Annotated in this window: 12 protein-coding genes; 9 read left to right on the forward strand and 3 right to left on the reverse strand. The window is 73.5% G+C overall.

The window, feature by feature from the left end:
• Position 1 precedes the first annotated feature (1 nt).
• A complete protein-coding gene (locus AQJ64_RS05860; RefSeq protein WP_059202456.1) occupies positions 2–2,722 on the forward strand; it encodes an ABC transporter permease family protein in 2,721 nt (906 codons plus the stop codon).
• Positions 2,719–3,675, forward strand: a complete 957-nt coding sequence (locus tag AQJ64_RS05865; RefSeq protein WP_059202457.1) for an ABC transporter ATP-binding protein — start codon at positions 2,719–2,721, stop codon at positions 3,673–3,675. Before AQJ64_RS05860 ends, AQJ64_RS05865 begins: the two co-directional genes overlap by 4 nt.
• A 103-nt stretch (positions 3,676–3,778) precedes the next feature.
• On the opposite strand, the gene AQJ64_RS05870 is transcribed toward AQJ64_RS05865, so the two are convergent.
• The 3 genes from AQJ64_RS05870 to AQJ64_RS05880 form a co-directional block, all read right to left on the reverse strand.
• Positions 3,779–5,239, reverse strand: coding sequence for a glutamate synthase subunit beta (locus tag AQJ64_RS05870; protein WP_055638178.1), 1,461 nt, complete (start codon positions 5,237–5,239; stop codon positions 3,779–3,781).
• Complete coding sequence (gene gltB / locus AQJ64_RS05875; RefSeq protein WP_079061488.1) at positions 5,232–9,830, reverse strand: glutamate synthase large subunit; 4,599 nt, start codon at positions 9,828–9,830, stop codon at positions 5,232–5,234. Before gltB ends, AQJ64_RS05870 begins: the two co-directional genes overlap by 8 nt.
• A gap of 372 nt (positions 9,831–10,202) precedes the next feature.
• Positions 10,203–10,934 (reverse strand): VIT1/CCC1 transporter family protein, encoded by a 732-nt coding sequence (locus tag AQJ64_RS05880; protein ID WP_055638176.1) that lies wholly within the window; start codon positions 10,932–10,934, stop codon positions 10,203–10,205.
• A 307-nt stretch (positions 10,935–11,241) separates the two neighbouring features.
• Between AQJ64_RS05880 and AQJ64_RS05885 the strand changes: the two genes are divergently transcribed.
• From AQJ64_RS05885 to AQJ64_RS05915, 7 genes are all read left to right on the forward strand, one after another.
• Positions 11,242–12,288: an ADP-ribosylglycohydrolase family protein gene (locus AQJ64_RS05885; protein WP_055638175.1), complete on the forward strand. Its 1,047-nt coding sequence runs from the start codon at positions 11,242–11,244 to the stop codon at positions 12,286–12,288.
• Positions 12,289–12,398: 110 nt separating this feature from the next.
• Positions 12,399–13,565, forward strand: coding sequence for an ADP-ribosylglycohydrolase family protein (locus tag AQJ64_RS05890; RefSeq protein WP_059202458.1), 1,167 nt, complete (start codon positions 12,399–12,401; stop codon positions 13,563–13,565).
• Between the two features lie 8 nt (positions 13,566–13,573).
• On the forward strand, positions 13,574–14,743 hold the full coding sequence (locus AQJ64_RS05895; protein WP_055631689.1) for an ADP-ribosylglycohydrolase family protein: 1,170 nt from the start codon (positions 13,574–13,576) through the stop codon (positions 14,741–14,743).
• Positions 14,731–16,104, forward strand: a complete 1,374-nt coding sequence (locus AQJ64_RS05900; protein WP_055631690.1) for an ADP-ribosylglycohydrolase family protein — start codon at positions 14,731–14,733, stop codon at positions 16,102–16,104. The genes AQJ64_RS05895 and AQJ64_RS05900 overlap by 13 nt, the downstream gene beginning before the upstream one ends.
• Positions 16,101–16,994, forward strand: coding sequence for a ribokinase (gene rbsK, locus AQJ64_RS05905; RefSeq protein ID WP_059202459.1), 894 nt, complete (start codon positions 16,101–16,103; stop codon positions 16,992–16,994). The genes AQJ64_RS05900 and rbsK overlap by 4 nt, the downstream gene beginning before the upstream one ends.
• Complete coding sequence (locus tag AQJ64_RS05910) at positions 16,991–18,187, forward strand: CaiB/BaiF CoA transferase family protein (RefSeq protein ID WP_055632916.1); 1,197 nt, start codon at positions 16,991–16,993, stop codon at positions 18,185–18,187. Before rbsK ends, AQJ64_RS05910 begins: the two co-directional genes overlap by 4 nt.
• On the forward strand, positions 18,184–19,014 hold the full coding sequence (locus AQJ64_RS05915) for an HpcH/HpaI aldolase/citrate lyase family protein (protein WP_055632917.1): 831 nt from the start codon (positions 18,184–18,186) through the stop codon (positions 19,012–19,014). The genes AQJ64_RS05910 and AQJ64_RS05915 overlap by 4 nt, the downstream gene beginning before the upstream one ends.
• Positions 19,015–19,040: the final 26 nt, after the last annotated feature.

The following is a 19,040-nucleotide window of genomic DNA, read 5'->3' on the forward strand; positions in this document are numbered from 1 at the left end:
GATGCGCCCGGACCGTCATGGCGCGCCCTGGGTGCGGACCCGGCTGCGCACCGCGCCGGTGGCCGCCGTCGCCTTCGGTGTGCTGGTGCTGCTCACGGCGTTCCTCGCGGCCCTGCTGCCCCGGGCCGTCGAGGCCTACGGGACCCGGGGGCTGCGCGAGGCCGTCGCCGACGCTCCCCCGCAGTCCACGGTGCTGGAGCTGAAGACCCCGCAGCCGGGACTCGAACTGCCGCGGGAGGCCCGCGAGGACGCCGTACGGCCCGGGGCGCTCGCGGCCGTCGCCGCCGAGGCGTCGGCCGCGCTGCCCGGACCGCTGCGGGCGGACCCGGCCGACTCGGCGTACGGGGTGCGGACCGCGAAGAGCCTTCAGGCGCAGGAGGCGTCCCTGCCCCGGCCCGACGGACTGCCGCCCCGTTTCACTCTGCTGACGCAGTCGGGGATCGCCGGGCACGCCACCGTACGGGAGGGCCGGCTGCCCTCCGCCGAGGGGCCGGTGACGACGGCCACCCGGCTGCTGGAGGGCGCCGTGACCAGCGAGACCGCCCGGACGCTGAAGCTGCGGGCCGGCTCCACCGTCACCCTGGCCGGGTTCACCGGCGCACCGCTGACCGTCCGGATCACCGGGATCCTCGAACCCCGGCATCCGCAGGGGAGTTACTGGGCGGTGGAGCCGACCCTGCGCACGCCCGCCCTGGCCTACGTCAAGGCCACTCCGCCCCAGTTCTACTGGGAGGCGGGGCTGCTGCTGGCGCCCGAGGCGGCCCCGGCGCTGCTCGGCGGCCAGGGCGAGCCGGAGAAGTACTGGCGGATCGCCCCCGCCACCGGGCGGCTCACCGCGCGGGACGCCGTACCGCTCGTCGAGGCGGTCGCCTCCCTCGAAGGCGGGCCCGGGCTGCTGCGGCTGCGCACGGCGGCCGGTCCCACGGCCGCGCTCTCCACGGGGCTGGAGCAGGTCGTCGGGGCCAGTACAGCAGTCTCTGACGCGATCACGCCCGTGGTCGCCGTCGGGGCGTTCGGGATCGCGGCGATCGCCGTCGTCGTCCTGGTCATGAGCGCCGGTCTGGCGGCCGCCCGCCGGGAACGGGAACTGGCCCTGCTGCGGGCCCGGGGCGGCTCGCTGCGCGGTATCGCGGGGCGGCTGCTGGGCGAGACGGCCGTGGTGGCGGTGCCCTCGGCGGCCGGCGGACTGCTGCTCGCCGTGGTCGCCGTGGACGGGGCGCGGCTGCTGCCCGCGGTGCTCGGTGCGGGCGGTGTGGCGGTGCTCGCCTGTGCGGCGCTCCCGGTGCGCGCGGTCGTCGCCCACCGCAGGCCGCGGGCGCATCAGGAGCGGGACGATCTCGCCCGTGCCCGGCCCGGCGCGCGCCGCACGGTCGCCGAACTGACCCTGCTGGTGCTGGCCGTGGGCGCGGTGGCGGCGCTGCGCCGCCGGGGCACGGGCGCGTCGGGCGATCTGCTGGTGAGCGCGGCGCCGGTGCTGGTCGGGCTGGTCGCGGCGCTGGTCCTCGTACGGCTGTATCCGCTGCCCCTGCGGTGGGCCGCCGGGCCGGCCGCGCGGCTGCGGGGCACGGTGGGGTTCCTGGCGCTGGCCCGGGCGGGCCGCTCCTCGGCCGGGGTCGCGGCGCTGCCGCTGCTCGCCCTGCTGACGGCCCTGACGACGGCGGCGTTCGGGGGCTCCGTGCTGACGGGGGTCGCGGACGCCCGGGACCGGGCCGCGCTGCTGACGACGGGCGCCGACGCACGGCTCTCCACGACCGACGGCACCCCGCTCCCGGCGGACCTGACGCGAGCGGTGCGGGGCGTGGCGGGGGTCCGGGAGGTGGCGGGCGTACGGATCGAGCGGGCCTCGACGAGCGCGTCCGACGAGACGCATCCGCTGACCGTGGTCGGGGTCGAGCCGGACGCGTACACGGGGCTGGCCCGGCGGGTCGGGCTCGGCGGTTTCCCGGACGGGCGGCTGACGTCGGCGGGCGGGGTGCTGGACGCCGTCGCCTCGCCCGGGGTCGCCGAGCGGCTGGGGCGGGCGGCGCGCCGGATCGTGACGCCGGGCGGAGTCGTCACGGTGCGGATCACGGCGGTGCGCGACCGGACACCCGCCGTGCCCGACGGCGAGTTCCTGCTGGTGGACGCGGCGGGGCTGAAGGGTTCCGGCGGGCCCACGACCCTGCTGGCGGCCGGTGCCGGACTCGACGCGCGGGCGCTGCGGGCGGCCGTGCGCGAGGCGGACCTCACGGTGACGCTGCGCGCCGAGGAACGCGCGGCGCTGTCCGACACACCGCTCCAGGAGGGCGCCGGGCGGATCTACGGCTGGGCGGTCGCCGCGGGCGCCGGGTATGCCGTACTGGCCCTGGTGCTCTCGCTGCTGCGGGCCGCGCCGGAGCGGGCCGCGCTGCTGGCCCGGCTGCGCACGCTGGGCCTGACGACCCGGCAGGGCCGGCGGCTGCTCGGTCTGGAGGCCCTGCCCCAGGCGCTGATCGCGGCGGGCGGGGGTGTGGCCGTCGGCTGGGCCACCGTCCGGCTGCTCGCGCCGGGCGTCGACCTGGACCGGCTGGCCCTGCCGGCCGGCGCCACCGTGCACGGCGCGGCCCTGCGGGCCGACCTGTGGTCGCTGGTACTGCCCGCCGCGGGCGCGGTGCTGCTGGCGGGCGCGGTGGCCGTCGGGCAGGCCTGGTGGGCGGGGCGCCGGACACCGATCACCCATCTCAGGGCGGGAGACATGCGATGAGCGGGACCACACGGTCGCTGGCGGAGCTGGAGCGGCGGGCGGCCGACCGGCGCGACCGGCCCGCGTACGGGCACGACGCGCTGATCGCCTGTGACCGGCTGGTGCGGATCTTCTCCGGGCGCGGCGGCGGGGACGCGGTGGAGGTGCAGGCGCTCCAGGGGCTCGATCTGCTGGTCCGGGAGGGCGAGCTGATGGCGCTGGTCGGGGCGTCCGGCAGCGGCAAGTCGACCCTGATGAACATCCTCGCGGGCCTGGACGTCCCCACCGCGGGCTCGGCGCGGGTGGCGGGCCGCGATCTGCTGACGATGGACGCGAAGGCGCGGCTGCGGTACCGGCGTGAGGTGGTGGGCTTCGTGTGGCAGCAGACGGCGCGGAATCTGCTGCCGTATCTGACGGCCGCCCAGAACGTGACGCTGCCGATGCAGCTGGCGGGGGTGCGGCGCGGGAAGCGGGCCGGGCGGGCGCGGGAGCTGCTGGCGCTGCTCGGGGTCGCCGACTGCGGCGACCGGTATCCGCGGCAGCTGTCCGGGGGCCAGCAGCAGCGGGTCGCGATCGCCGTCGCCCTCGCCAACGCGCCCTCGGTGCTGCTCGCCGACGAGCCCACCGGTGAGCTGGACTCGGCGACCGGGCAGCAGGTGTTCGCCGCGTTCCGGCGGGCCAACGAGGAGCTGGGTACGACGATCGTCGTGGTCACCCACGACCAGGCGGTGGCCGGCGAGGTCCGGCGCACGGTCGCGATCCGTGACGGCCGCACCTCGACGGAGGTGCTGCGGCGCACGGAGGTCGGCGAGGACGGCCAGGAGTCCCTGGTGGCGCGGGAGTACGCGATGCTCGACCGGGCGGGGCGGCTTCAGCTGCCCGCCGAGTACACGCTCGCGCTGGGCATGGCGGACCGGGTGCTGCTGGAGCTGGAGGAGGACCACATCCAGGTGTGGCCGGACGGGATCGGCTGAGGACATGCGACAGCGCCTGCCCAGTCGTCCGGTCGGGGACTGTGGGGCAGACGCTGCCAGTGTTCCGTACGCCGTTGTACGGGACGTCTGTCGACCCTGGGGGTCAGACCATCAGGGACCGGTCCGTCGGGCGGATCGGGGCCGGCAGGTCGCTGGCGCCGGTCAGGAAGCGGTCGCAGCCGCGGGCGGCGGAGCGGCCCTCGGCGATCGCCCACACGATGAGCGACTGGCCGCGGCCCGCGTCACCGGCGACGAAGACGCCCGGCACGTTGGTCTGGAAGTCGGCGTCGCGGGCGACGTTGCCGCGCTCGTCGAGCTCCAGGCCGAACTGCTCGACCAGGCCGTTGTCCCGGTCGGTGCCGGTGAAGCCCATGGCGAGGGTGACGAGCTGGGCGGGGATCTTGCGCTCGGTGCCCGGCTTCTGGGTCAGCCTGCCCTCGACGAACTCCACCTCGACCAGGTGCAGCCACTGGACGTTGCCGTCCTCGTCGCCCTCGAAGTGGGTGGTGGAGACGGAGTAGACCCGCTCACCGCCCTCCTCGTGCGCGGACGTGACCTTGTAGAGCATCGGGAAGGTCGGCCACGGCTGGTGCGGCGCCCGGTCCTCGCCCGGACGGGGCATGATCTCCAGCTGGGTGACGGAGGCCGCGCCCTGGCGGTGGGCGGTGCCCACGCAGTCGGCGCCGGTGTCGCCGCCGCCGATGACGACGACGTGCTTGCCCTCGGCCGTGATCGGGGAGGTGACGTAGTCGCCCTCCTGGACCTTGTTGGCCAGCGGCAGGTACTCCATCGCCTGGTGGACGCCCTTGAGCTCACGGCCGGGGACCGGGAGGTCACGGGCGGTCGTGGCGCCGGCGGCGATGACGACCGCGTCGTAGCGCTTCTTCAGGTCGGTCGCCTTGAGGTCGCGGCCGATCTCGATGCCGGTGCGGAAGCGGGTGCCCTCCGCGCGCATCTGCTCGATACGGCGGTTGATGTGCCGCTTCTCCATCTTGAACTCGGGGATGCCGTAGCGGAGGAGGCCTCCGACGCGGTCCGCGCGCTCGTAGACGGCGACGGTGTGGCCCGCCCGGGTGAGCTGCTGGGCGGCGGCGAGACCCGCCGGGCCCGAGCCGATGACGGCGACGGTCTTGCCGGACAGTCGCTCGGGGGCCTGCGGGGCGACGGTGCCCGCGTCCCACGCCTGGTCGATGATCGAGACCTCGACGTTCTTGATGGTCACGGCCGGCTGGTTGATGCCGAGCACGCACGCCGACTCACAGGGCGCCGGGCAGAGGCGGCCGGTGAACTCCGGGAAGTTGTTCGTGGCGTGCAGACGCTCCGACGCGGCCGACCAGTCCTCGCGGTAGGCGTAGTCGTTCCACTCGGGGATGAGGTTCCCGAGCGGACAGCCGTTGTGGCAGAACGGGATGCCGCAGTCCATGCACCGGCTGGCCTGCTTGCTGATGATCGGCAGCAGCGAGCCGGGGACGTAGACCTCGTTCCAGTCCTTGAGGCGCACGTCGACGGGACGGGACTTGGCGACCTCACGGCCGTGGTTCAGGAAGCCCTTCGGGTCAGCCATGGGTCGCCGCCTCCATCATCTTCTCGGTGATCTCGGACTCGGAGAGTCCCGCCTGCTCGGCGGCGTCCTTGGCGGCGAGCACTGCCTTGTACGTGCTGGGGATGATCTTGCTGAAGCGCGCCACGGACGCGTCCCAGTCCGCGAGGAGCTTCTCGGCGACCGTGGAACCGGTCTCCTCGGCGTGGCGGCGCACCACGTCGTGCAGCCACTGCTTGTCCGCGTCGTCGAGCGCCTCGACGGCGTCCAGGTTGCCGACGTTGACGTTGTCGCGGTCGAGGTCGATCACGTAGGCGATGCCGCCGGACATGCCGGCCGCGAAGTTGCGGCCGGTCTCGCCGAGGACCACCGCGTGACCGCCGGTCATGTACTCGCAGCCGTGGTCGCCCACGCCCTCGGAGACGACCAGCGCGCCGGAGTTGCGGACGCAGAACCGCTCACCGGTGCGGCCGCGCAGGAACAGCTCGCCGCCGGTGGCGCCGTAGGCGATGGTGTTGCCCGCGATGGTGGAGTACTCGGCGAGGTGGTCGGCGCCCCGGTCCGGGCGGACGACGACCCGGCCGCCGGAGAGGCCCTTGCCGACGTAGTCGTTGGCGTCGCCCTCCAGGCGCAGCGTGACACCGCGCGGGAGGAAGGCGCCGAAGGACTGGCCCGCGGAACCGGTGAAGGTGATGTCGATGGTGTCGTCGGGCAGACCCGCGCCGCCGAACTTCTTCGTCACCTCGTGGCCGAGCATGGTGCCGACCGTGCGGTTGATGTTGCGGACCTTGACCTGGGCGCGCACCGGCTGGGCCTCGGTGGCGTCGGAGGCCGCCAGGGCGTCGGCGGCGAGCTTGATCAGCTCGTTGTCGAGCGCCTTCTCCAGACCGTGGTCCTGGGCGACGGCGTGGTGGAGCACCGCGCCCTCGGGCAGCTCGGGCACGTAGAACAGCGGGGCGAGGTCCAGGCCCTGCGCCTTCCAGTGGTCGACGGCGCGCTGCACGTCGAGGACCTCGGCGTGGCCGACGGCCTCCTCGATGGAGCGGAAGCCCAGCTCGGCCAGCAGCTCGCGGACCTCCTGCGCGATGAACCTGAAGAAGTTCACCACGTACTCGGCCTTGCCGGAGAAGCGGTCGCGCAGGACCGGGTTCTGGGTGGCGATGCCGACCGGGCAGGTGTCCAGGTGGCAGACGCGCATCATGACGCAGCCGGAGACGACGAGCGGCGCGGTCGCGAAACCGAACTCCTCGGCGCCGAGCAGCGCGGCGATGACGACGTCCCGGCCGGTCTTGAGCTGGCCGTCGGTCTGGACGACGATCCGGTCGCGCAGGCCGTTGAGCAGCAGGGTCTGCTGGGTCTCGGCGAGACCGAGCTCCCAGGGGCCGCCCGCGTGCTTCAGCGAGGTCAGCGGGGAGGCACCGGTGCCGCCGTCGTGGCCGGAGATCAGCACCACGTCCGCGTGCGCCTTGGACACACCCGCCGCGACCGTGCCGACGCCGACCTCGGAGACCAGCTTCACGTGGATCCGCGCCTGCGGGTTCGCGTTCTTCAGGTCGTGGATCAGCTGGGCCAGGTCTTCGATGGAGTAGATGTCGTGGTGCGGCGGCGGGGAGATCAGACCGACACCCGGGGTGGAGTGCCGGGTCTTGGCGACCCACGGGTAGACCTTGTGGCCGGGCAGCTGGCCGCCCTCGCCGGGCTTGGCGCCCTGGGCCATCTTGATCTGGATGTCGTCCGCGTTGACCAGGTACTCGCTCGTCACGCCGAAGCGGCCGGAGGCGACCTGCTTGATCGCGGAGCGGCGGGCCGGGTCGTACAGGCGCTCCGGGTCCTCGCCGCCCTCACCGGTGTTGGACTTGCCGCCCAGCTGGTTCATGGCGATGGCGAGGGTTTCGTGCGCCTCCATGGAGATGGAGCCGTACGACATGGCGCCGGTGGAGAAGCGCTTGACGATCTCGGAGACCGGCTCGACCTCGTCGACGGGGATCGACGGGCGGTCGGAGGAGAAGCCGAACAGGCCGCGGAGCGTCATCAGGCGCTCGGACTGCTCGTTCACCCGGTCCGTGTACTTCTTGAAGATGTCGAAGCTGCCCGAGCGCGTCGAGTGCTGGAGGCGGAAGACCGTCTCCGGGTCGAACAGGTGCGGCTCGCCCTCGCGGCGCCACTGGTACTCGCCGCCGATGTCCAGCGCGCGGTGCGCGGGAGCGATGCCGGAGGCCGGGTAGGCCTTGGCGTGGCGGGCGGCGACCTCCTGGGCGACGACGTCGATGCCGACGCCGCCGATCTTGGTGGCGGTGCCGTTGAAGTACTTCTCGACGAAGGCGTCGTCGAGACCGACGGCCTCGAAGACCTGGGCGCCGCGGTAGGAGGCGACGGTGGAGATGCCCATCTTGGACATGACCTTCAGAACACCCTTGCCGAGGGCGTAGATCAGGTTGCGGAGCGCCTTCTCGGACTCGATGTCCGACAGGAAGGTGCCGGCGCGGACCAGGTCCTCGACGGACTCCATCGCCAGGTACGGGTTGACGGCGGCGGCTCCGAAGCCGATCAGCAGGGCGACGTGGTGGACCTCGCGGACGTCACCGGCCTCGACCAGCAGGCCCACCTGGGTGCGCTGCTTGGTGCGGATGAGGTGGTGGTGGACGGCCGCGGTGAGCAGCAGCGACGGGATCGGCGCGTGCTCGGCGTCCGAGTGGCGGTCCGACAGGACGATCAGCCGGGCGCCGTTGTCGATGGCGGCGTCGGCCTCGGCGCAGATCTCGTCGATGCGCGCGGCGAGGGCGTCACCGCCGCCGTGCACCCGGTACAGACCGGAGAGGGTCGCGGCCTTGAAGCCGGGCATGTCGCCGTCGGCGTTGATGTGGATGAGCTTGGCCAGCTCGTCGTTGTCGATCACCGGGAAGGGCAGGGTGACCGTACGGCAGGAGGCGGCCGTCGGCTCCAGCAGGTTGCCCTCGGGGCCCAGCGACGAGCGCAGGGAGGTGACCAGCTCCTCGCGGATCGCGTCCAGCGGCGGGTTGGTGACCTGCGCGAAGAGCTGGGTGAAGTAGTCGAAGAGCAGCCGCGGGCGCGAGGACAGCGCCGCGATCGGCGAGTCGGTGCCCATGGAGCCGATCGGCTCGGCGCCGGCCTTGGCCATCGGCGCGAGGATGACGCGCAGCTCCTCCTCGGTGTAGCCGAAGGTCTGCTGGCGGCGGGTGACGGAGGCGTGGGTGTGCACGATGTGCTCACGCTCGGGCAGGTCGCCCAGCTCGATCTCGCCGGCCTCCAGCCACTCGGCGTAGGGGGCCGCGGCGGCGAGCTGCGCCTTGATCTCGTCGTCCTCGATGATGCGGTGCTCGGCGGTGTCGACGAGGAACATCTTGCCGGGCTGGAGGCGGCCCTTGCGGACGACCTTGGCGGGGTCGATGTCGAGGACGCCGACCTCGGAGCCGAGGACGACGAGACCCTCGTCGGTGACCCAGTAGCGGCCGGGGCGCAGACCGTTGCGGTCGAGGACCGCGCCGACCTGGGTGCCGTCGGTGAAGGTGACACAGGCAGGGCCGTCCCAGGGCTCCATCATCGTGGAGTGGAACTGGTAGAAGGCGCGCCGGGCCGGGTCCATGGAGTCGTGGTTCTCCCACGCCTCCGGGATCATCATCAGCACGGAGTGCGGCAGCGAGCGGCCACCGAGGTGGAGCAGCTCGAGCACCTCGTCGAAGGACGCCGAGTCGGAGGCGTCCGGCGTACACACCGGGAAGATCCGCTCGATGGCGTTCTCGTCGGTGCCGAACAGGTCGCTGACCAGCTGGGACTCACGGGCGCGCATCCAGTTGCGGTTGCCCTTGACGGTGTTGATCTCACCGTTGTGCGCGACGAAGCGGTACGGGTGCGCGAGCGGCCACGACGGGAAGGTGTTCGTGGAGAAGCGCGAGTGGACGAGCGACACGGCCGAGGCGAAGCGGCGGTCGGACAGGTCCGGGAAGAAGGGCTCGAGCTGGCCGGTGGTCAGCATGCCCTTGTAGACGATCGTGCGGGCGGAGAGCGACGGGAAGTACACGCCGGCCTCGCGCTCGGCGCGCTTGCGCAGCACGAACGCCTTGCGGTCGAGGGCGATGCCCTGGCTGGCATGGTCCGTCACGAAGATCTGGCGGAAGGCCGGCATCGTCGAGCGCGCGGTGGCGCCGAGCAGCTCGGGGGCGACCGGGACCTCGCGCCAGCCGAGGACCGTCAGGCCCTCGTCGGCGGCGATCGTCTCGATCTGCGAGACGGTCTCCTGGATGCCGTCCTCCGGGAGGAAGGCGATACCGACGGCGTAGGAGCCGGCCTCGGGCAGCTCGAACCCGGCCACCTCGCGGAAGAACGCGTGGGGGACCTGGGTGAGGATGCCCGCGCCGTCGCCGGAGTCCGGCTCGGAGCCGGTGGCGCCGCGGTGCTCGAGGTTGCGCAGAACGGTCAGCGCCTGCTCGACCAGCGTGTGGCTCGCCTCACCGGTGAGGGTGGCCACGAAGCCGACGCCACAGGCGTCGCGCTCGTTGCGGGGGTCGTACATACCCTGCGCAGCAGGGCGAGCATCCATGAAGGACCAGTTCTGGCCATTCGCGGAATGCTGGGACGGCTGGCGCGGCGTACGCATCGGCTCTCCCGTCGTCGTCTCAAGTGGCATATCTGCGTGCCGAGGGACGACGTTGGCCCTCTGCGTGTGCGCAAAATTTCGTGCAGGTTACATGATGGAGCGGTTCTCGGGAACCGGATACTCCGTTCCAACATGCGGACGCCACGGGCGTGCGGTGGGGGTACCGTGCGCGTGGCTGAAAGTGTGTGGGGGGATCGAACGGGACAGATCGGTGTCCGTCGATCCGGGGCGGGAAGAGCGTCGTCGCTCACCCCGCGAGTGCGCCGCAGGCGTCATTGCCCACAGCGCTTACGGCTCATGCCCACTGGTTAAGCACTCGAAACCAGTCGGTAACGGCTACTTATGCGGCCCAACGCATAAGTAGCAGTCGAACTATCCTACGGCCGTTCCGAACAAACTGCCCAGGGCGTACGTCACACCGGCCGCGGCACCCCCGAGCGCGAGCTGCCGCAGCCCGCTGTACCACCAGGTCCGCGCGGTCACCCGGGCCACCACGGCCCCGCACGCGAACAGCCCGAACAGCGCCAGCAGCACAGCCGGCCACAGCGTGCTCGCACCGAGCAGATAGGGCAGTACGGGCAGCAGCGCGCCGAGCGCGAAGGAGCCGAAGCTCGACACCGCGGCGACCAGCGGCGAGGGCAGGTCGGTGGGGTCGATGCCCAGCTCCTCGCGGGCGTGGATCTCCAGCGCCTGCTCGGGGTCACGGGAGAGCTGCGCGGCGACCTGCCGGGCGAGGTCGGCGTCGACGCCCCGCGCCTCGTACAGGGCGGCGAGCTCGGCCTCCTCGTCCTTCGGGTGCCTGCGCAGCTCCCGGCGCTCGACGTCCAGCTCGGCCTCGACGAGTTCGCGCTGCGAGGCGACGGAGGTGTACTCGCCGGCGGCCATGGAGAAGGCACCGGCGGCGAGCCCGGCCAGCCCGGTCAGCACGACGGTCTGCTGACCGACGGCTCCGCCGGCGACACCGGTCATCAGGGCGAGGTTGGAGACCAGGCCGTCCATCGCGCCGAAGACGGCGGGGCGCAGCCAGCCGCCGTTCACATCGCGGTGCGTGTGGTTGTCACGGTGCGCCTCGTGGAGCGGCGCCTCGATGTCGATGATGGCCATGAAGTCCCCCGGAAAGGTGAGCGAGACGGTGAGCGAGAAGGCATGCCAGGCAAGGTGAGCCAAAGCTAACTTTGGACAGATTCTAATTTCTGACAACGCCAAAGTACGCCCCTCCATTCCCCTTCGCCAGCAAGGAAAGGCTCGGCTAACCTGCACTTTTACCCTCGACCGCTCATTCGATCGGGAGGCCGCACAAATGTCGACCGGGTGATATGAGGGGATCCGAGGCTCGGGTCAACCGCCGATGGTGGGACACATCCGCAAACGGTTCCGCGCCCGTGCGGAGCCTGCGGAGGAGAGGCCCTGCATGCCAACCATCCGTGAACGAGCCCGCGGCGCCCTGCTCGGCCTCGCCGTCGGGGACGCCCTCGGGGCACCGGCCGAGAACATGAAGCCCTCCGAGATCCGCGCCCGCTGGGGCCGTATCACGGGCTATGTCAGCGACCGGCCGGCCGGCACGGACGACACCGAGTACACGATCTTCTCGGGCCTGCTGCTGGCCCGGCACGGCTCGGCCCTCACCCAGGCCCATGTCGAGACCGCCTGGCACGAGTGGATCGCCGACCGCGACGAGGGCCCCTTCCGGGGAGCCGGCTTCAGTGAACGCGGCACGCTGGAGAACCTCCGCCGGGGCCTGGCCGCCCCGATCTCCGCCCAGCACCGCCACGCCTGGAGCGACGGACTGGCCATGCGCGCGGCCCCCTTCGGCGTCTTCGCGGCGGGCCGCCCCGCCGAGGCGGCCCGCCTCGTCGCCATCGACGGCTCGGTGAGCCACGACGGCGAGGGCATCTACGGCGGCCAGGCGGTCGCGGCGGGCGTGGCGGCGGCGATGGCGGGCGCGCCGACGACCGCGGTGGTCGCCGCCGCCCTCGCCGTCGTGCCCGAGGACTCCTGGACGGCCCGTTCCCTGCGCCGCGCGGTGGCCGTCGCGCACCGGGGCGAACGCGCGGTGCGCTCCGCCGTCGTCATCGGCGGCTACCCCTGGACCGACCTCGCCCCCGAGGCCGTCGCCCTCGCCTTCGGCGCGTACGCGGCGGCGGACGGCGACTTCCCGGAGGCGGTCCTGACGGCCGTCAACATGGGCCGCGACGCCGACACCACGGCGGCGGTGGCCGGCGCCCTCGCCGGCGCCACCCGGGGCGCCTCGGCGATCCCGACCGCCTGGGCGGCGGCCATCGGCCCCGCCCGCGGCACCTGCCTGCCCGCCATGGCCGGCCACCACATCCTCGACGTGGCGGAACTCCTGGTCCCGGACGACGGCGGCAAATGGGGAGCGGACCTGGTGGCCCCGGAATCGGTCAGCGACCTCCTCCACCGCGTCCACCACACCACCGAGACAGAGGTAAGGGCATGAGACCACCGGCCCCCTGGGACGAGGGCACCCCGACCGGAACGGCACCGGGAGACGGGGGAACGTCGACGACTGCGGAGGGAGCACCGACGGAGAGGGCGACGGGGACGGCGATGGGGACGGGGACGGGGGCGGGGAGAGCCTGTGCGGTCGCCGACGGCGAAGCCGGGGCCCGGATCCACGGCCTCCTCCTCGGCCTCGCCGCAGGCGACGCCGCCGGCTGGCCCGCGGCCCGCCACCGCGCGTCCCGCATGCCCGACTGGACCCGCCGTCTCACCCGCGAACTCGACACCTTCGCCGAACACAACGCCACGACCACCCTCCCCGTCCCCATCGCCCTCAACCAACCCCCCGAACCCCTCCGCCTCGGCCCCTCCGACGACGCCGAATGGGCCGCCTTCGCCGCGGAAGCGGTCCTGCGCGCGGGCGACGACACCGCCCTCGGCGACCTCAGCCGGGAACGCCGTACGCGCGCAGCCATCGACCTCACCTGGAACGCCCTCGCCTGCGAGGTCGCCGCGGCGGCCGACCGCGCCCCCGAGATCGAGTCCGCCGTCCTCCCCCTGCGCGCCCGCATCTCCGTCCGCGCCGGCCTCGGCAACCTCGCGACCGGCCTGCGGCCCCCCGCCACCGGCCACGACAACCCGCACTACTTCGACGACGCCGCCTGCGTCCGCGCCTGCGTCCTCGCCGTCGCCCACCCCGGCGATCCCCGACTCGCCGCCGAACTGGCCGAGTTCGACGCCCGCTACACCCAGGACGGCGACGGCGTGCACGGCGCCCGCGCGATGGCCGCGGCCGTCTCCCTCGCCCTGACCGGCGCACCCCCCGAGGCCTGCACGGCCGCGGCCCTCGCCGAACTCCCCGAGCGCACCGAGATCGGCCGCAACGCCCGCCACGCACTGCGCCTCGCGCACGAGGCCGACAGCGCCTTCGCCCTGATCCCCCTCCTGGAACACCAGATCGTCGACCACGTCTACAGCTACGGCATCGCCGCCGCCGAGACGGTCCCGGTGGCCCTGGCCCTGGTCAGCGCCGCCCGGGGCCGTATCAGCGAAGCGGTACCGGCGGCGGCCTGCCTGTCCCGGGTCGCCGACTCGGCCCCGGCGCTCGCGGGCGCGCTGGCGGGCGCCCTCGGCGGCAAGGACGCGATCCCCGGCTCCTGGCGCGACGCCTGCCGTGTCCTCTCCGGCTGCGCGCTCCCCCGCCTCACCGGCACCGACCTGGTGGAACTCGCCGAACTCCTGGAAGCCGCACAACCGGCGCCACCAGGAGGATGATTCGGGGCATGACGCCCAAAGAATCAGAAACCACTCTGGAAGAACGGATCACCGGGGCCCTCGTGGGCGCGGCGGTCGGCGACGCCCTGGGCGGCCCCGTCGAGGGCTACTCCCCCGACCAGATCGTGGAACGTCACGGCGGCCGCGTCCACGGCGTCGTCGGCCCCTGGAACGGCGACGCCTGGCGCACCGCCCGCCCGATCGCGCCGTACCACAAGGGCGACGGACACGTCACCGACGACACCTTGATGACCCACGCCCTGATCAGGGTCTACGACCGGGTCCGCGACCACCTGGACGCGTACGCGATCACGGACCACCTGGTCCCGGACCTGATGACGACCCCGCGCTGGATCCCGGAACTTCAGACCGAGGCGCTCCCCCTGCACCGGCTCTTCCTCGCGGAGAAGTGGCTGGTGACCAGGCTCCACTACGGCCACGCCGACCCCCGCGAGGCCGGCACCGGCAACATCGTCAACTGCGGGGCGGCGATGTACATGGCCCCGGTCGGCCTGGTCAACGCGGCCCACCCGGCGGGGGCGTACGCCGAGGCCCTGGACATCGCGGGCGCCCACCAGTCCTCGTACGGCCGTGAGGCGGCGGGCGTCCTCGCGGCGGGCGTGGCGGCGGCCTGCGCCCCGGACGCCACCCCCGACTCGGTCGTCACCGCCTGCCTCGCCCTGGCGAAGGACGGCACGCGCACGGCGATCGAGAAGGTCTGCGAAGAGGCGTCCCGGCACCGGGACTTCGAGTCGGCGCTGCTCCCGCTGCGGGAGGCGGTGGCCCCGTACGACACGGTGGGCCCCGACTACCGCGCCCCCTCCCTGGCCGCCCGCCGCCCCTCCCGCCTGCACGCGATCGAGGAACTCCCCATCGCCCTCGGCATGGTGCTGGTGTCGAACGGCGACTACCGCCAGGCGGTGCTCGGCGCGGTGAACTACGGCCGGGACTGCGACTCGATCGCCACGATGGCGGGCGCGCTCGCGGGCGCCCTCGGCTCCCCCGTCCCCGACGACTGGTCCAAGCAGGTCGCGGAGGCAAGCCGCCTGGACCTCTGGGAACCGGCCCGCACGCTGGCGGAGGTCACCCGCGAGATCTTCGAGAAGGACGTCCGCAGACACCGCTCCCACGAAGCGGCCTTCACCACCTTGCTCGGAGGCCCGGGATGCTCCGCCTGACCTGGGTCCAGCCGGAGGACCTCCTCGGCCACGAACTCCGCCAGGCCGCCGAGGACGGCCGCGAGCCGTCGGCTGTCGCCGCGCGCTGGCGGGCAGCAGGCGGCCCGGAGGCACCGGACAGCGCGGGGGCGTCCCCCCACAGGGCCTCGCGCTATCTGCGCCAGCTGGCAGAGGACCTGCTGGACGAACTCGCCGACCTGCCCAGCAGGTCGGCGGAAGACGAACCGACAGACCTGATCGCCGTCCAACGGTGCTGTGACTGGCCTCGCCCCGTGGCGGACCGTCCCGCTGCCCCCACCCGGGCCGCCCTCGAAGCAGCCTGGCTCGGCAGAGCAGTCGGCTGCCTCCTCGGCAAACCGGTGGAGAAACTCCCCCTCGACGCCATCCGGGCCCTTGCCGGGTCCACCGGCAACTGGCCCCTCACCACCTACTTCACAGCCCGGGGAGTCCCCCCGGACCTGCTCACCGAACACCCCTGGAACCGCCGCTCGGCCGCCACCTCCCTCGCCGAGAACATCGACGGCATGCCCGAGGACGACGACCTCAACTACCCCCTCCTCAACCTCCTCCTGCGCCAACGCCACGGCAGTCGCTTCACCACCACCGACGTGGCACGGCTCTGGCTCGACGAACTGCCCCCCGGCCGCACCTTCACCGCCGAACGCGTCGCCTTCCGCAACCTCCTCTCCGGCATCGAACCCCCGCACACCGCCCGCCACCGCAACCCCTTCCGCGAGTGGATCGGCGCCCTCATCCGCGCCGACGTCCACGGCTGGACCAACCCCGGCGACCCGGCCGCCGCCGCGGAGCAGGCCCACCGCGACGCCACCCTCACCCACACCGCCAACGGCGTCTACGCGGCCATGTTCGCCGCGGCCACCCTCGCGACGGCCGCCACCGCGGCCCACGACGTCCATGCCTGTCTGCGCACCGGTCTGACGGTGGTCCCGCCCCGCTCCCGCCTCGCGAAGGCCGTCACCCACGCGATCCAACTCGCCGAGACGCACCGCGACTTCGACACGGTGGTGGACGAACTCCACACCATCCACAAGGATCTGCACTGGGTCCACGCGATCCCCAACACCGCCCTGATCGCCGCCGCCCTCACCCACGCCGACGGCGACTTCACCGGCTCCGTCTGCCGCGCGGTGTCCGGCGGCTGGGACACCGACTCCAACGGTGCGACGGCGGGCAGCATCGCCGGCCTCCTCGCCGGCGACCCCGCCGCCCTCCCCGCCCGCTGGACGGCCCCGCTGAAGAACCGCCTCGCCACCTCCGTCACCGGCTTCGACGGCATCGGCTTCGACGCCCTCGCCCACCTCACCTGGTCCCTCACCCACCGGGAGGCATCCCGCCCATGACCGACATCGTCGTGCTCGGCAGCACGAACATGGACCTCGTCGCCTACGTCGAGAAGGCCCCGCAGCGCGGGGAGACCGTGACGGGACGGGAGTTCCGTACGATCCCCGGCGGCAAGGGCGCCAACCAGGCGATCGCCGCCGCCCACGCCGGAGGCACCGTCTCGATGATCGGCGCGGTCGGCAACGACTCCTTCGGCGCCCGCCTCCGCTCCACCCTGGAGCACTCGGGCGTCAACACCGACCATCTGCGCACGGTCGAGTTCCCCTCCGGCACCGCGCACATCGTCGTGGACGAGGAGGGCGGCAACGCGATCGTCGTCGTCCCCGGCGCCAACGGCACCGTCGACCATCTCGCCCCCGGCGACGAGGGCCTCATCGCCTCCGCCGACGCGCTCCTGCTCCAGCTGGAGATCCCGCTGCCCGCGGTCGTCGCGGGCGCCCGGGCGGCCCGCTCCCACGGGGTCCGTACGATCCTCACCCCGGCCCCCGCCCAGCCCCTGCCGCCCGAACTGCTCGCCGCCACCGACCTGCTGGTGCCCAACGAGCACGAGGCGACCACGCTCACCGGCCGCACCGACCCCCGCGAGGCCGCCGCCGCGCTGCTGGAGCTCGTCCCCGAGGTCGTCATCACGCTCGGCGCGGCCGGCAGCCTGCACGCGGCGCGCGGCACCGAGCCGCTCACCGTGACCGCCCCGCAGGTCGCCGCCGTCGACTCCACCGGCGCGGGCGACACCTTCGTCGGCGCCCTCGCGGTGGCCCTCGGCGAGGAACGCCCCGTACGGGAGGCCCTGGCCTGGGCGGCCGCGGCGGCCGCGCTCTCGGTCCAGCGGCCGGGCGCCTCCGCGTCGATGCCGTACCGCTCCGAGATCGAGAAGCAGTACGCCTCATGACCGGGCCGACCACCCCGCTGCACGGGCTGCGCGTCCTCGACCTCGCCACCCTCTTCGCCGGCCCGCTCGCCGCCACCCTGCTCGGTGACTTCGGCGCGGAGGTCGTCAAGGTCGAGCACCCCACGAAACCCGACCCGTCCCGAGGGCACGGCCCCGCCAAGGACGGCATCGGTCTGTGGTGGAAACTCCTCGGCCGCAACAAGCGCACGATCACCCTGAACCTCTCCACCCCCGGAGGCCGCGCCACCCTGCTGCGGCTCGCCGCCGACGCCGATGTGATCGTCGAGAACTTCCGCCCGGGCACCCTGGAGAAGTGGGACCTCGGCTGGGAGGAACTGTCCGCCGCCAACCCCCGGCTGGTCCTCACCCGGGTCACCGCCTTCGGCCAGTTCGGACCGTACGCCCACCGCCCCGGCTTCGGCACCCTCGCCGAGGCGATGAGCGGCTTCGCCGCGATCACCGGGGAGCCGGACGCGCCGCCCACGCTCCCGCCGTTCGGCCTCGCCGACTCCATCACCGCCCTGGCCACCGCCTACGCCGTCATGACCGCCCTCGCCGCCCGGGAGCGCACCGGCCGCGGCCAGGTCGTGGACATGGCGATCATCGAGCCGATGCTCGCGGTCCTCGGCCCGCAGACCCTCTGGTACGACCAGCTCGGCTACGTCCAGCAGCGCACCGGCAACCGCTCCGCGAACAACGCGCCGCGCAACACCTACCGCACGGCCGACGGCACCTGGGTCGCCGTCTCCACCTCGGCCCAGTCGATCGCGGAACGTGTGCTGCGCCTGGTCGGACGCCCGGAACTGACCGACGAGCCGTGGTTCGCGACGGGCGCCGGCCGGGCCGCGCACGCCGATGTCCTCGACCGGGCCGTCGGCACCTGGATCGCGGCCCGCTCCCGCACCGAGGTCCTCGCCGCCTTCGAGAAGGCGGAGGCCGCCGTCGCCCCGATCCAGGACGTACGGGACGTGATGGACGACCCCCAGTACCAGGCCCTCGGCACGGTGACCGCCGTGGACGACCCGGAGCTGGGCCGGATCCGTATGCAGAACGTCCTCTTCCGGCTCTCGGCCACGCCCGGCGCGATCCGCTGGACCGGCCGCCCGCACGGCGCCGACACCGACGAGGTGCTCACGGAGCTGGGTCTGACCCCGGCCGAACTGGCCGCCCTGCGAGCGGAGGGCGCCCTGTGACCCCGTTCCCGCTGACCTGGCTGTACGCCCCCGGGGACCGCCCGCACACCGTCACCAAGGCCCTCGCCTCGGGCGCCGACGTCGTGATCATCGACCTGGAGGACGCGGTCGCCCCCGACCGCAAGACCTACGCCCGCAAGGCCACCGCCGAACGCCTCGCCGAGCCCCAGCCCGTTCCGGTGCACGTCCGGGTGAACGCCCTCGACGGCCCGCTGGCCTCCGCCGACCTCCAGGCGGTGGCCGCTCTGCCGGGCGTCGCGGGACTGCGGCTGCCGAAGGTGACGGCCCCGCACCAGATCACCCGCATCGCCGAGACCACCGCCCCCGCCGACGGCGGCGCACCCCCGCTCCACGCCCTGCTGGAGAGCGCCCTCGGCATCGAACACGCCTACGCCATCGCCTGCGCGCACCCGGCCCTGCGCGGGATCGCCCTCGGCGAGGCCGACCTCCGCGCCGACCTCGGCATCCGTGCCGACGCGGGCCTCGACTGGTGCCGCTCCCGGGTCGTCGTCGCCGCCCGCGCCGCGGGACTCGCCCCGCCGCCGCAGTCCGTCCACCCCGACACCCGGGACCTCAACGGCCTCGCGGCCTCCTGCGCCCACGGCCGCACCCTCGGCTTCCTGGGCCGTGCCGCGATCCACCCCCGCCAGCTCCCCATCATCGAGCGCGCCTATCTGCCCACCGAGCAGGAACTGGACGAGGCCGAGACGATCGTCAAGGCGGCGGTGACGGAACAGGGCGCCCAGGCCCTCCCGGACGGCCGCTTCATCGACGCGGCGGTGGTGGCGGCGGCCCAGCGCACCCTGTCCCTGGCCCGCCGCGCCTAGGGCCTGTGCCACGACGAGGGCGCCCG

Origin of the sequence: Streptomyces griseoruber, from assembly GCF_001514205.1 — a bacterium.
GTDB lineage: Bacteria > Actinomycetota > Actinomycetes > Streptomycetales > Streptomycetaceae > Streptomyces > Streptomyces griseoruber.

Bases quoted from the DNA above. Each gene is read 5' to 3' on its own strand.
- AQJ64_RS05860 (WP_059202456.1), top strand. From the start codon at position 2: ATGCGCCCGGACCGTCATGGCGCGCCCTGGGTGCGGACCCGGCTGCGC.
- AQJ64_RS05890 (WP_059202458.1), top strand. From the start codon at position 12,399: ATGGGGACGGGGACGGGGGCGGGGAGAGCCTGTGCGGTCGCCGACGGC.
- AQJ64_RS05895 (WP_055631689.1), top strand. From the start codon at position 13,574: ATGACGCCCAAAGAATCAGAAACCACTCTGGAAGAACGGATCACCGGG.
- AQJ64_RS05865 (WP_059202457.1), top strand. From the start codon at position 2,719: ATGAGCGGGACCACACGGTCGCTGGCGGAGCTGGAGCGGCGGGCGGCC.
- AQJ64_RS05880 (WP_055638176.1), bottom strand. From the start codon at position 10,934: ATGGCCATCATCGACATCGAGGCGCCGCTCCACGAGGCGCACCGTGAC.
- AQJ64_RS05900 (WP_055631690.1), top strand. From the start codon at position 14,731: ATGCTCCGCCTGACCTGGGTCCAGCCGGAGGACCTCCTCGGCCACGAA.
- gltB (WP_079061488.1), bottom strand. From the start codon at position 9,830: ATGCGTACGCCGCGCCAGCCGTCCCAGCATTCCGCGAATGGCCAGAAC.
- AQJ64_RS05885 (WP_055638175.1), top strand. From the start codon at position 11,242: ATGCCAACCATCCGTGAACGAGCCCGCGGCGCCCTGCTCGGCCTCGCC.
- AQJ64_RS05870 (WP_055638178.1), bottom strand. From the start codon at position 5,239: ATGGCTGACCCGAAGGGCTTCCTGAACCACGGCCGTGAGGTCGCCAAG.
- rbsK (WP_059202459.1), top strand. From the start codon at position 16,101: ATGACCGACATCGTCGTGCTCGGCAGCACGAACATGGACCTCGTCGCC.
- AQJ64_RS05910 (WP_055632916.1), top strand. From the start codon at position 16,991: ATGACCGGGCCGACCACCCCGCTGCACGGGCTGCGCGTCCTCGACCTC.